The organism is Brevundimonas sp., from assembly GCF_965279155.1.
In the GTDB taxonomy this organism is placed as follows: domain Bacteria; phylum Pseudomonadota; class Alphaproteobacteria; order Caulobacterales; family Caulobacteraceae; genus Brevundimonas.
In genome coordinates this window covers 2,194,200-2,207,405 of the sequence record NZ_OZ257138.1, presented here as the reverse complement: position 1 = coordinate 2,207,405, position 13,206 = coordinate 2,194,200, and the positions used below count along the sequence as shown (strand labels likewise).

12 protein-coding genes are annotated in these 13,206 nt (G+C 66.7%); 6 read left to right on the top strand and 6 right to left on the bottom strand.

What is annotated here, in order from left to right; translation table 11 throughout:
- Positions 1 to 52: 52 nt before the first annotated feature.
- The 3 genes from ACQY72_RS10585 to trmB form a co-directional block, all read right to left on the bottom strand.
- On the bottom strand, positions 53 to 2,011 hold the full coding sequence (locus tag ACQY72_RS10585) for a methyl-accepting chemotaxis protein (protein WP_428153479.1): 1,959 nt from the start codon (positions 2,009 to 2,011) through the stop codon (positions 53 to 55).
- A gap of 106 nt (positions 2,012 to 2,117) precedes the next feature.
- Entirely contained in the window at positions 2,118 to 4,055 is a 1,938-nt protein-coding gene (locus ACQY72_RS10580) for a methyl-accepting chemotaxis protein (protein WP_428153478.1), read from the bottom strand.
- A gap of 392 nt (positions 4,056 to 4,447) precedes the next feature.
- Positions 4,448 to 5,185, bottom strand: a complete 738-nt coding sequence (gene trmB, locus ACQY72_RS10575) for a tRNA (guanosine(46)-N7)-methyltransferase TrmB (protein WP_428153477.1) — start codon at positions 5,183 to 5,185, stop codon at positions 4,448 to 4,450.
- Positions 5,186 to 5,334: 149 nt separating this feature from the next.
- Between trmB and ACQY72_RS10570 the strand changes: the two genes are divergently transcribed.
- From ACQY72_RS10570 to ACQY72_RS10545, 6 genes are all read left to right on the top strand, one after another.
- A complete protein-coding gene (locus ACQY72_RS10570) occupies positions 5,335 to 6,813 on the top strand; it encodes an amidohydrolase (RefSeq protein WP_428153476.1) in 1,479 nt (492 codons plus the stop codon).
- Positions 6,813 to 8,168: an amidohydrolase family protein gene (locus ACQY72_RS10565; RefSeq protein WP_428153474.1), complete on the top strand. Its 1,356-nt coding sequence runs from the start codon at positions 6,813 to 6,815 to the stop codon at positions 8,166 to 8,168. Before ACQY72_RS10570 ends, ACQY72_RS10565 begins: the two co-directional genes overlap by 1 nt.
- A gap of 282 nt (positions 8,169 to 8,450) precedes the next feature.
- The gene (locus ACQY72_RS10560) at positions 8,451 to 8,669 is read left to right on the top strand and encodes a hypothetical protein (protein ID WP_372693592.1); all 219 of its coding nucleotides are present in this window, start codon (positions 8,451 to 8,453) and stop codon (positions 8,667 to 8,669) included.
- A gap of 118 nt (positions 8,670 to 8,787) precedes the next feature.
- Positions 8,788 to 9,246, top strand: coding sequence for a YaiI/YqxD family protein (locus tag ACQY72_RS10555; protein WP_428153472.1), 459 nt, complete (start codon positions 8,788 to 8,790; stop codon positions 9,244 to 9,246).
- Entirely contained in the window at positions 9,243 to 9,650 is a 408-nt protein-coding gene (arfB, locus tag ACQY72_RS10550; RefSeq protein ID WP_428153471.1) for an alternative ribosome rescue aminoacyl-tRNA hydrolase ArfB, read from the top strand. The genes ACQY72_RS10555 and arfB overlap by 4 nt, the downstream gene beginning before the upstream one ends.
- A 16-nt stretch (positions 9,651 to 9,666) precedes the next feature.
- On the top strand, positions 9,667 to 10,317 hold the full coding sequence (locus tag ACQY72_RS10545) for a hypothetical protein (RefSeq protein WP_428153469.1): 651 nt from the start codon (positions 9,667 to 9,669) through the stop codon (positions 10,315 to 10,317).
- Positions 10,318 to 10,321: 4 nt separating this feature from the next.
- Here the strand turns inward: ACQY72_RS10545 and ACQY72_RS10540 are convergent, their stop codons facing one another.
- The 3 genes from ACQY72_RS10540 to ubiE are packed head-to-tail and all read right to left on the bottom strand — an operon-like array spanning position 10,322 to position 13,159.
- Positions 10,322 to 10,789: a hypothetical protein gene (locus ACQY72_RS10540; RefSeq protein WP_428153467.1), complete on the bottom strand. Its 468-nt coding sequence runs from the start codon at positions 10,787 to 10,789 to the stop codon at positions 10,322 to 10,324.
- Positions 10,790 to 10,802: 13 nt separating this feature from the next.
- The gene (gene ubiB, locus ACQY72_RS10535; RefSeq protein ID WP_428153465.1) at positions 10,803 to 12,383 is read right to left on the bottom strand and encodes a 2-polyprenylphenol 6-hydroxylase; all 1,581 of its coding nucleotides are present in this window, start codon (positions 12,381 to 12,383) and stop codon (positions 10,803 to 10,805) included.
- On the bottom strand, positions 12,371 to 13,159 hold the full coding sequence (gene ubiE / locus ACQY72_RS10530) for a bifunctional demethylmenaquinone methyltransferase/2-methoxy-6-polyprenyl-1,4-benzoquinol methylase UbiE (protein WP_428153463.1): 789 nt from the start codon (positions 13,157 to 13,159) through the stop codon (positions 12,371 to 12,373). The genes ubiB and ubiE overlap by 13 nt, the downstream gene beginning before the upstream one ends.
- Positions 13,160 to 13,206: the final 47 nt, after the last annotated feature.

The following is a 13,206-nucleotide window of genomic DNA, read 5'->3' as shown; positions in this document are numbered from 1 at the left end:
ACCCACGCACACGACGAAGATGACGATCAGATACTCGACGTCGATGCAGACCCTAGAACTCTTCCCAGCCATCTTGCGCAGGCACAGTCTGAGGCTTCAGCGCCGCCCCGCCGCGACCGATGGTCTTGAGGGCGGCGGCCATGTGGCTGGATCGAGTAGGAGCCGTGGCCGGCGCGGATGGCCTGGCCGGTGCACGGGATGCAGGCGACGTGGCGCGGGCCGGGGCGGCGTCGCCGACGCGGAACTGGGCCACCGAGGCTTGCAGCGATTGGGCTTCCTGGGCCAGCGAATGGCTTGCGGCGGTCGATTGTTCGACCATGGCGGCGTTCTGCTGGGTGACCTGGTCCATCTGGTTCACGGCGGTGTTGACCTGGGCCAGGCCCACGGCCTGTTCCTGGGCCGAGGCGGCGATTTCGGACACCAGCCCGTCGATCTCGGCGACACGGTCCACGATCCGTTGCAGGGCCTCGCCGGTCTGACCGACCAGCTTCACGCCGGAACCGACCTGGGTAGTCGAGGTCGAGATCAGGGTCTTGATCTCCTTGGCCGCTTCGGCCGAGCGCTGGGCTAGGGCTCGGACTTCGGAAGCCACGACCGCGAAGCCGCGACCGGCCTCGCCCGCACGAGCGGCTTCGACACCCGCGTTCAGGGCCAGAAGATTGGTCTGGAAGGCGATCTCGTCGATCACGCCGATGATCTGGCTGATCTGCGACGATGACCCCTCAATGGCCTGCATGGCCTGGACTGCATCGCGCACGATGACGCCCGAGGTTTCGGCGTCGCCCTTGGCGGCGCGAACCACTTCGGAGGCCTGACGGGCGCCGGAGGCGGTCTTGTTCACCGTGGCGGTGATCTCGTCCAGGGCGGCGGCGGTTTCTTCCAGACCGGCGGCCTGCTGTTCGGTGCGGCGCGACAGGTCGTCGGCGGCCTGGCTGATCTCGCCGGCTCCGGAACGGATGCCCGAGATGTTGGCGACCACCACCGACACGGCCTGCTGCAGCTGGGCCACGGCGGCGTTGAAGTCGGTCTTCAGCTGCGCCGCCTTGGGCGCGAACTCGGCCTCGATCCGATAGGTCAAATCACCGTCGGCCATGGCCGACAGACCCTGGCCCAGGGCGGTTATGGTGACGCGGTCGGCCTCGGTCTCGCGCGCCTTTTCGGCCTCGCGGGCGGCGCGTTCCTGTTCGCTCATCGAGCGTTGCGACAGAGCCTCGACCTCCAGACGATCCTTTTCGATGGCGGCGTCGCGGAAGATGGCGAGAGCAGCGGCCATCTGACCGATCTCGTCACCGCGCGCCACGCCGGGAATTTCCGTGGTCTTGTCGCCATCGGCAAGGCCGCGCATGCGCCGACCCAGAGCCACGACGGGCGCCGACACCGAACGTCCGATGAACCAGCCGGCCGCCACGGCGGCGAAGGCCACCAACAGCGCCAGGCCGCCCAGCGTCAGCGCCGCCTTGCCGACGGCCGCCGCGATCTGGTCCGTATAGACGCCCGAACCGATCACCCAGCCCCAGGGCGCGAAGCCCTTCACATAGGAGATCTTGGGCGCAGGCTGTTCCTGACCCGGCTTGTCCCACTGATAGTCGACGAAGCCCTCGCCGTCCTTCTGCACGACGGCGACGAATTCCTTGAACATCAGCACGCCGTCGGCGTCGGTCTTGGCGCTCAGATCAGTGCCGTTCAGGGCCGGCTTCATCGGGTGCATCACCATGTTGGGATGCATGTCGTTGATCCAGAAATAGTCGTCCTGGCCATAGCGCATGGCCCCGACCGCCGCCTTGGCGGCTTCCTGAGCCTGATCGCGGGTCAGACGGCCCGCCTGCTCCTCGGCCTGGTAGTGGGCGACGACGCTGTAGGCGATCTCGACGGTCTTCTTGGTCCGGTCGGCGATGTCTTCGCGCATCACCGCATTGACCTGAAACAGGCCCAGTCCCGTGACGATCAACAGACCGGCGATGGTCACGAGCGTCAGAAGGTTGATCCGGCCGCCGATCGACAAGGTTTTCATGTGACGTTCCGATAATGAGTTCGAAGCGTCACATTTCCACCAATCAGGTTAACTTTGGCCGAACACCGCCGCTAGGTAGAAGCCCGTAGCGTCGGCATGTCGCGCCTCAAAACTCCTCCCAGCCGTCGGATTGCGGTTCGACATTACGCGCCGCGCCGCCGCGTCCGATGGTCTTGAGCGCGGCGACCATGCGGTTGGCGGGCTTGGCGGGCGCGGAAGGCGTCTGCCGCATCGGGGCGGATTGGCGCCTTGTCGGCTTTTCAACGCCATCGCCGACGCGGAACTGGGCCACCGAGGCTTGCAGTGATTGAGCCTCCTGGGCCAGTGAATGGCTGGCGGCGGTGGATTCCTCGACCATCGCAGCATTTTGCTGGGTGACCTGATCCATCTGGTTCACGGCCGTGTTGACCTGGGCCAAGCCGACGGCCTGTTCCTGAGCCGAGGCGGCGATTTCACGGACAAGCCCGTCGATTTCAGCCACCCGGTCCACGATCCGCTGCAAGGCCTCGCCGGTCTGACCGACCAGTTTCACGCCCGAACCCACCTGTGAGGTCGATGTCGAGATCAGGGTCTTGATCTCCTTGGCCGCTTCGGCAGAGCGCTGGGCCAGGGCGCGCACTTCGGAAGCCACCACCGCAAAGCCGCGACCGGCCTCGCCGGCCCGCGCGGCCTCGACGCCCGCGTTCAAGGCCAGAAGATTCGTCTGGAAGGCGATCTCGTCGATGACGCCGATGATCTGGTTGATCTGGCTCGACGAGCCTTCGATGGCCTGCATGGCCGACACGGCGTCGCGCACGATGACGCCCGAGGTCTCCGCGTCGTTACGCGCAGCCTGAACCACATCGGAAGCTTGACGTGCGCCCGAGGCGGTCTTGTTCACCGTGGCGGTGATCTCGTCCAACGCGGCGGCGGTTTCCTCTAGCGAAGCCGCCTGCTGCTCGGTGCGGCGCGACAGGTCGTCGGCGGCCTGAGAGATTTCACCTGCGCCCGAACGGATGCCCGAGATGTTGCCGACCACGACCGAGATCGCCTGCTGCAACTGGGCGATGGCGGCGTTGAAGTCGGACTTCAGCGATTCCGAACGCGGCGCGACCGCTGCGGTGAACCTGTGGGTCAGGTCGCCGTCGGACATCGCCGCCAGGCCCGCCGCAAGCGCGCCCAGGGCCACGCGATCCTCCTCCGAGATCCGCGCCTTCTCCGCCTCGTTTGCAGCGCGTTCCTGTTCGGACATGGAACGTTGCGCCAGGGCCTCCTGCTCCAGACGGTCGTTGGCGATCGCCGCTTCCTTGAAGGCCAGGACCGACCCGGCCATGTTGCCAATCTCGTCCTTGCGGCCGACCGCAGGCACGTCGATGGACTTGTCGCCACCCGCAAGACGCCGCATCGCCGATGCCATCTGGTCGAGAGGCCTCGACACCATCCTGATGACGACGAAAGCCGATACCGCCGCGACCAACAGGGCGATGATCGCGATCACGGACATCATGACCTCCGCCATCAACAACTCGGACTTGGCCTCGGCGCCGGCCTTCTTCGCCTCGGTGGTCTGAAGCGTCACCAGGCTGGATATATCCTCCGTCACCGGGTCGATGGCAGGGTAGAGGTCAGCACGAACGAACGATTCCAGCGCGGCCTGATCGCGCCGGATCAGTATGTCTTCGAGACGTTCCGTCGCCTTGGCCGCCGCCGGCAGCTTTTGCTCGACCGCCTCGACGAGCTCGGCTTCCCGAAGGGTCAGATCGGTATTCTTGTAGGCGGTCCAGTTTTGCTGAATCGCTGAATCAGCCTGTTTGAGATGCTCGACAGCCTCGCCGAAACTCACTGTGCCGGCACGCGCCTTGTGCGCGGTATCGACGATGTTGACGGCGTACATGTCGCTGACGACCTTGAGCTGCTCCAACGGAACGACGCGGTCGTAGATGATCGTTTGGATTTTCTTGTCCGCCGATATCAGGGTCAGAGACCCGCAAACAATGGCGGCTACAGTCGTTGCGACCAATGCCGCGACGCTCCAGCACAGACGAGCCTTGATGCTATTGAACACTTGAGCCTTCCTTCGTGTCGTCCCGTTATTATTTTTTTGAGCAGTCACGCCTAGGGAGGTGTGTAGGCGCCCGGCTGTTACGCTGTAAGCAACTGTAATCGGGTGATTGATGGGCGCAGCCCGAACATTGACTTGACCAAGACAAGTCCAATCATCTGCCTGAATCAGCAAAAGCCGTCAGATCGGCTCCCCAAGCTTCTCCCCCTAGTCGGGTTCATTCTCTGGATGTCGCCCAGCTCACGGCCGTGCCAGCGCGACAAAATCACGCAGCCAACATCACAGCCGATGATTAAGGATGTCTGTAAATCAAAGCTTTGCAGGAAATTTCTTTCCTACTTTCAATCGCTTGAAATAAACAGCAGCAATAAACCGGCGGTATTTACTCTGCGCAATCAGCGCTGAGGCACGTCGCGTGGAATACGGCGTGAGAACTCCAGGAAGACCGGCGCGGTGTCGCCCAGCTTCTTTTCCTCATAGCGGGTGACGACGTGGTCGGCGGGCGGGACGAACCAATCCTGATCGGCGGCGCCGATCCGTTCCAGACCCGGCGTGCGGTTCAGCCGTTCCAGCGTCCATTCGGCATAGTCCAGCCAGTCGGTGACGAACCGCAGCGTGCCACCCGGCTTCAGGATACGGGCGAAGGCCTGGGCCGTCTCGTCCTGCAGCAGTCGGCGCTTGTTGTGGCGCGCCTTGTGCCAGGGATCAGGGAAGAGGATCAGCAACCGATCAACCGAGGCGTCCGGCAGGGCGTCGACCAGATCGCGCGCGTCGTCGGCGTGGATGCGGACATTCTTCAGCCCGCCCTCCTCGACATGGCGCAGGGCCGAGGCGACCCCGTTCAGGAAGGGTTCGCAGCCGATCACCAGGGCGTCCGGCCGCGTCGCCGCCTGGGCCGCCATATGTTCCCCGCCGCCGAAACCGATCTCCAGCCACACCTCGGCCGCCTCCGGCATCATCGCCTTCGGGTCCAGCGGACCGGCCTTGGGATCGGGCACGGCGATTTCTGGCAGCAACGTCTCCATCAACGCCGCCTGGCGGGGCTTGATCGGACGGGCCTTGATGCGGCCGAACGACCGCAGCGGGCGGTCGAGATGCGGGTTTTCGTCTTCGGGACGGTCGTCGGAGCTCATGAGCCTGCCGTTAGCCGTCGCGGGCCGAGGCGTCCAGAACAAGCGACGACTGGCGAACGTCGAAACCTTTTGACGGTCGCGACCGAACGCCTTTCTATGACGGCTGCAAGCGGCGTCGGGGCTGACGCATCGCGGGGAGAGGGATTTCGATGATCGGACATCATCTGCGGGGCGTCAGCCTCGCGGCCATCACATGCGCCGTGCTGGGCCTGTCGGCCTGCGCCACCACCGGCCAGACCCCCGACGAAACCGCCGCGAAACCGTCGAAGGATCAGACCCTGGCCGCCGGTCTGGACCCCGCGACCACGCTGGATCCCTACCCTTCCACCTATCAGCCCCTGCCGCGCGAGAACTTCGCCGTGGTCGGCGCCACGGTCCTGACCGGCACGGATCGCAAGATCGAGAACGGCGTGGTCGTGGTCACGGACGGCAAGATCGCCGCCGTCGGCGACGCCTCCACCCCCGTCCCGACCGGCTATCGCGTCGTCGAGGCGCGCGGCCGCTATGTCACCCCCGGTGTCATCGACGTGCACAGCCACCTGGGCGTCTATCCGTCGCCCGGCGTCAGCGGCATGAGCGACGGCAACGAGGCGACCAGCCCGAATACCGCCCAGGTCTGGGCCGAACATTCGTTGTGGCCCCAGGATCCGGGCTTCAACACCGCCCGCGCCGGCGGGGTCACCACGCTTCACATCCTGCCCGGCTCGGCCAACCTGTTCGGCGGCCGTGGCGTGACCATTCGCAACACGCCATCGATCACCATGCAGGGCATGAAATTCCCGGCCGCCCCCTATACGGTCAAGATGGCCTGCGGCGAGAACCCGTCGCGCGTCTATGGCGGCCGTAACCAGAGCCCGGCGACCGGCATGGGCAATATGGCCGGCTATCGCGCCGCCTTCATCGCCGCGCGCGACTACAAGGCCAAGTGGGACAAGTGGCGCGCCGACGGCGAAGGCGCGGCCCCGACCCGCAACCTTCAGAACGAGACCCTGGTCGGGGTGCTGGACGGGTTGATCCTGATCCAGAACCACTGCTACCGGGCCGACGAGATGGCGCTGATGATGGATATGGCCAAGGAGTTCGGCTACCACATCACCACCTTCCACCACGCCACCGAGGCCTACAAGCTGGCGCCGCAACTGGCCGCCAACGGCATCTGCGCGGCCATGTGGACCGGCTGGTGGGGCTTCAAGATGGAGGCCCTGGACGCCATCGAGGAAAACGCCGCCCTGGTGGACGCCCAGCAGGGATCGTGCGCCGTCATTCACTCCGACGACGCGGAACTGACCCAGCGCCTGAACCAGGAAGCCGCCGCCGCCCTGTCAGCCGGTCGTCGCGCCGGTTTGAACATCTCCGAGGAACACGCCATCGGCTGGATCACTTCCAACGCCGCCAAGGCCATCGGCATCGCCGACCAGACCGGGTCGCTGGAGCCCGGCAAGCGCGCCGACGTTGTGATCTGGAGCGCCGATCCCTTCTCGATCTACGCCCGCGCCGATCAGGTCTTCATCGACGGTGCCCTGACCTTCGACCGCGCCAACCCCGCCTATCAGCCGACCAGCGATTTCGAACTGGGTCAGCCGGGCTATGGCCTGACCGCCGCCAACGTCACGGAAGGAGCCCGCTGATGCGCCTGTCTCATATCCTCGCGGGCGCCGTCGCCGCCCTGTCGGTCGCGGCCCTGTCTCTCGCCACCCCCGCCATTGCACAGGAGACGGTCGCGATAACAGGCGGCCGCATCCTGACCGGAACCTCCGTCATCGAGGGCGGCACCGTCGTGATCCGTGACGGCAAGATCGTCTCGGTCGGCTCAGGCAGCGCCCCATCCGGCGCCCGTGTCATCGACGCGACCGGCAAGACGGTCGCCCCCGGCTTCGTCGCCGTCGATTCCGGCCTGGCCGGGACCGAGGTCGGCGCCGTCAGCGGCACCAACGAACTGCGCAACAGCGCCAACACCCTCAGCGCCGCCTTCGACATCTCCTACGGCCTGGACCCCTGGTCCTTCACCCTGCCGGTGGCGCGCCTGGGCGGCATCACCCGCGCCGTGGTCGTGCCCCAGCACCCCGGCTCGTCCGGCGGCCATGTGCATGAGGACGAGACGGCCGGCGCCGGCGACGGCGGCTATCAGACGCCAGGCCTGTTCGCGGGCCAGGCGGCCATCATCAACCTGGGCCAGGGCACGGACATCCTGGTCAAGCCGCGTGTGGCCATGGTCGCCCCGTTCGGCGAGGCGGGCGCCGGCATCGCCGGCGGCGCGCGCGGGGCGCAGTTCGTCCTGTTCAAGGAGACCCTGTCGGAGGTCCGCCTGTATGCCCGCAACAAGTCGGCATACGAGCGGGCCGGCCTGCGCGACCTCAGCCTGTCGCGCGCGGACCTGGAGGCCCTGATCCCGGTCGCTGACGGCTCCATGCCCCTGATCGTCAGCGTCCACCGCGCCTCCGACATCCAGCAGGTGCTGCGTCTGGCGCGCGAGGAAGGGATCAAGCTGATCCTGGACGGCGCCGAGGAGGGCTGGCTGGTCGCCGGCGACATCGCCTCGGCCGGCGTGCCCGTGCTGCTGAACCCCATCTCCAACCTGCCCAGCGATTTCGAGATGCGGGCGGCGCGGATGGAGAATGCGGCGGCCCTGAACGCGGCCGGCGTGGTCATCGCCATCAAGGGCAACGAGGGCTCGACCCACCGCGCCCGCGAGGCCCGCTACAACGCCGGAAACGCCGTCTCGCACGGCCTGCCTTACGGCGCCGCCATCGCCGCCCTGACGGTCAATCCGGCCCGGATCTTCGGCATGGCCGGACAGTTCGGCCAGATCACGCCGGGCGCCGCCGCCGACGTCGTGGTCTGGTCCGGCGATCCGCTGGAGCCGCTGAGCCAGCCGTCGGCCATCTTCGTCGACGGCGTCGAGCAACCGCTGACCAGCCGCCCGCTGATGCTGCGCGACCGCTATCGCCAGCAGACCCCGATGCCGCCGGCCTATCGCAACTAAGGGCGGCTTTGGTCTGAACGGAAAAGGGCGGGGCCGCACAGTCCCGTCTTTTTTTCGTCTCCTCCCCCTCTGGAAAAGCGTATCGACGCATAGCGCCGAAACGGGAGGGGACGTGTCCGCACGACCGTCAGCACCTCTGCGGCGTCCGGAGCCCCCACTTTGCGGTCCCCCTCGGCGCAAGGCGGGAAGGAGACGGGAGCTGCCGAGACCTACTTTCCGATCAGGTGCCGATTTCGCAATGGCCCCATAGCCGCTGCTCGTCAGGACGACTACGGTGCCTATATGGGCACAATCTCGACAGCGAGCGGTCTTGTAGAATACCAGTGGGCGTCGGATGTGGACTTCGAAGGCATCAGGCTCGAAGTGCTGGCTGACGATGGGAACGTCATCTTTGACGTGAGTGTCCCGGAACAGGGAGCCATCACCGTCAACACATTCTCCGGCGAAGTATCTGCCAGCCTGATCGCTTCGGCGGTAGCCGTGGCTGAGGCGCGAAAATAGGGTCTCCGCCGCTCCTGCCGACGCTCCCGACCGCTGCTTCGCTCAGCCAATCCCCTTCGACGACCTTCCCTCCTGCCAACCCTCGACGACCCGCCCCCGTCCGCGCTAGGTCAGGCCCATGCCGACCACCCTCTACATCGACGCCGACGCCTGCCCGGTGAAGGAGGAGGTCTATCGCGTCGCGCGGCGCTATGGGCTGAAGACCTATGTGGTCTCCAACACCTGGATGCAGGTCCCGCGCGAGCCCCTGATCGAACAAGTAGTGGTCGACGCCGGGCCTGACATCGCCGACGACTGGATCGCCGAGCGAGCGGGCGTGGGCGACGTGGTCATCACCGCAGACATCCCCCTGGCCGACCGCTGCCTGAAGGCGGGGGCACAGGCGCTGAAGTCCAACGGCCAGCCCTTCACCCCGGATTCCATCGGCTCAGCCCTGGCCGGGCGGATGGTGGGCGAGCATTTGCGGTCCATGGGCGTGGCCACCTCCGGCCCGCCGCCCTTCTCTGCCGCCGACCGCTCACGGTTCTTGCAGGCGCTGGATCAGGCCGTGGTCAAGGCGCGCAGGGCGGCCCCGTGACCACCGTCATCCCCGAGGACGAGCTGGAGTTTCACTTCTATCGCGCCGGCGGACCGGGCGGCCAGAACGTCAACAAGGTCTCGACCGCCGTCCAGATGCGGTTCGACGTGAAGAACTCCCCCTCCCTCACCGAGCCCGTCAAGGCGCGGCTGATGAAGCTGGCCGGCACTCGGCTGACGCTGGAGGGGGTGATCCTGATCACCGCCGTCCGCCACCGCACCCAGGAGCGCAACCGCGCCGACGCCATCGAACGGCTCCAGGCCATGGTGGACGAGGCCTCGATCCGACCCGTCTATCGCGTGCCCACCCGCCCCACCAAGGCGTCGAAAGAGCGACGGCTCAAGGCCAAGACCACGCGGTCCACGATCAAGTCCGGCAGAGGAAAACCCCGTCAGGACGACTGAGACGCAGGAACGTCTTTTGTTCGATATCGTTCAGCTTCCACAGCAACGGTTGAGTGAGGCGCGGATGCGGCTATTTCGGGCGATGACGATCGGGTTGATGCTGGCGACGGGCGGCCTCGCCGCCTGCGGCCAATACGAGGTCCGAAAGAAGGACAGCGCCGATCCCGGACCTCAGGCGCCGGCCCAGTCCGAACAGGACAAGGCCGTCATCGCCGCCACGCCGCAGGTTTCCATGTCCGCTCGGGATCGGGCCGAAATTCGCAGCGTGGCGCGTGGCTATCTTGATGAAGCCGCCAAGGAACTCGCCAAGGGCTTTTCACCCGTCGCCGGCGTCGAAGATGTGGTCGTCGCGATGCAGCCGACGGAAGTTCACGCCTGGAAACTGAACCTTGAGAACGGCAAGAATTATCGCATCTTGGGCGAATGCGACAACGAATGCTCCGACCTCGACATGGAGCTGCTCGATCCGGCGGGAAAGATCGTCGAACGCGACACGCTGCCGGACTCAGCGCCGGTGATAAACATCCAGCCCTCGGCTAACGGCGCCTACACCGTGCGCCTGGTGATGAAGACCTGCACGGTGGCGCCCTGCTATGCGGCGGCGCGTCTGTACCACCAGACCGGCCCCATCCCGGACGAAGACGCGCCGCCCGCGACGGAGACCTGAGGGATCAGCTTTCGGCCGGACGGAACAGCAGGGCGGCGATCTTGTCCTCGGCGTCGAAGCCGATCATCCATTCGGTGACCTGATTGTCGAAGGTGACCTTGAACATTTGGGCCTCGCCTTCCTGCCTGACGTACTGGACGGTCTTGATCGCGCCGAAACCCTTGATCAGCGGGATGACCTGGGCCTCCTGTTGGCGGATCTGGGCTCCAAGACCGGCCGTGAAGTCCGAATAGTCGAAACCCGTGCCTTGGGCCGCGGCGATCACGGCGCGCAAGGCCTCTTCCGAACGGGCGATGTCGGGCGCTTGGGCCGCGCCGGTCGGCGCGGGTGCAGGGCGCGCCTGGGCGGTTCCTGACTGAGCGGGCTTGTCGAAGGCGTTCGGCACGGCGCCGGCGGCGGCCTGGGCGAAGGCGGGAACGGGCGCCAGCAAAAGGGCGGCAGCCAAGGCGGTCTTCATCAGGGTCGGCTTCATGCGAAAGCTCCGGTCAGGACAGATAGGGCCAGAGCGAGAGGCCCAGGGCCGTCAGAGCCGCGAGAACCGCGACCGTGACTGAAGCCGTCAGCCAAGCCGGAGTTCCCGACTTTTCGATGACCACCGCCGCCGGACGCGGCGGCTCCTGCACCAGGCGCGAGATAGCGCGGGCCGCCGCGATCATTTCGTTCAGGGCGTCGCGGGCCTGGGCCTGCGGCCCCAGCTCGCGCCGGATCCAGCGTTCGACCACCGGCTGGGCGGCCTTCCACAGGTCGTGATCAGGTTGAAGCCGGCGCGCCACGCCCTCGACCGAGACCATGGTCTTCTGCAGCAGGATCAGCTCGGGCCTCAGCCGCATGTCGAACAGGGCGGTGATCTCGAACAGCTGGCCCAGCAGCCGGCCCATCGACACCTGGCTGGCCGCCCGGCCGATCACCGGCTCGCCCACGGCGCGCAGGGCCTGGGCGAAGGTCTCGACCGAATGGTGGGCGGGCACATAGCCGGCCTCGAAATGGACCCGGGCGATCCGGTCGTAATCCCGCGAGATGAAGCCCCACAAGATCTCGGCCAGATAGCGTCGCTCGGCCGGGCCCAGCCGCCCGACGATGCCGAAGTCGATGGCCGTCAGATGGGCGGGCGCGCTGGCGAACAGATTGCCCTCGTGCAGGTCGGCGTGAAACACCCCGTGGTCCAGGGCCTGAACCAGAAAGGCGCGCACGACATTGTCGGCCAGCAGATCGGTGTCGAGGCCGGGCAGGTCGGCCAAGGCGGGATCGGTCATGGGCACGCCTTGCGCCCACTCCAGCGTCAGCACCCGCTTGCCCACTCCGTCCCAGATCACAGCCGGGGCGGACATGTATCCGTCCTTGGCCAGGACATCGGCCATCTCGCTGGCGGCGGCGGCCTCCAGCCGCATGTCCAGCTCCAGATCCAGCGAATTGGCGATGGTCTCGACGAAGGCCGACGGCTCCAGTCGGCGCGCCATCGGCACCAGCCGCCACACCAGCCGCGCCGCCAGACGCATCGAGTCCAGGCCGTTGAAAACCCGCCGCTCGACCCCCGGTCGCAGCACTTTGACCGCCACGGCTCTGCCGTCGGCCAGGGTCGCGCGGTGCGCCTGGGCCAGGGAGGCGGCGGCGACGGGTTCGCTCAGATCGATGAACAGGCTCTCGACCGGCCGGCCCAGCGATTTCTCGATCTCGCGCCGCGCTTCTTCCTGCGAGAAGGGCGGCAGGGCGTCCTTCAACCGGCCCAGATCGCGCGCGAACTCCAGGCCGAAGATGTCGGCCCGCGTGGCCAGCACCTGGCCCAGTTTGATCGCAACCGGCCCCAGATGTTCGAAGGCCTTGCCCAGTCTCTGGCCCGGCCGGCCCTGTCGTCCGTCGCGGCCGGACAGCATCTGCACCGCGCGGGCCAAGGGTCGGGCCCAGACCGGCAGCAGAGGGTTGGCCTCGCGCGGGATCAGGGCGTCATGGCGCGCCAGAACCCACAGCCAGCCCAAGAGGCGCAGAAAGGCCGCCACCGGGTTCTGGACCGCCACCGTCGCGGGCGGCGGCGGGGCCGTGCGATAGATCCGGCTGGTCAGATCGCCCACCCGTGGTGGATGGCGGCGATCCCGCCCGACAGATTGGTCACGGAGACGCGGCGGAAACCGGCGTCCTCGATCAACCCCTTGAAGGTCGCCTGATCGGGGAAGCGACGGATGCTCTCGACCAGATACTGATAGCTGTCGCGATCCTTGGCGACCCAGCCGCCGATGCGCGGAATGGCGTGGAAGGACCAGGCATCATAGACCTTGCGGATAGGCGTCGTCGTCGGGCGCGAAAACTCCAGGCACAGGAACCGCCCGCCCGGCTTCAGCACCCGTCGCGCCTCCGACAGGGCCTTTTCGATATGGGCCACGTTGCGGATGCCGAAACTGATCGAATAGGCGTCGACCGAGGCGTCCGGCAGCGGCAGGTTCATCGCGTCGCCGACGCTCCACTGCATCTCCGGCTCGCCGCCCTTGTGCACGCCCGCCAGGATCATCTCGGCGTTGTAATCCAGCACGATCACATTGGCATCTTCGCCGCCGCGCCGTTCCTGGGCCGCGCGCGCCATCTTCGAATAGCGGCGGGCCATGTCGCCGGTGCCGCCCGCCACGTCCAGGATGGTCTCGCCCGGACGCGGGTTCAGCTTGGCGGCGGCCATGTCCTTCCAGATGCGGTGGACGCCGACGCTCATCAGGTCGTTCATCACGTCGTAGCTTGAGGCGACGGAATCGAAGACCCCGCGCACCATCTTGACCTTCTCGCGCGCGTCCACGTCGCGGAAGCCGAAGGAGGAACGGTCGCCCTGCGAATGCGGGCCGTGAGAGGAGGCGTCGGTCATGGTCACCGTCTAGCGCGTCGCCGCGCCGCCGTCACCCGATCACACGC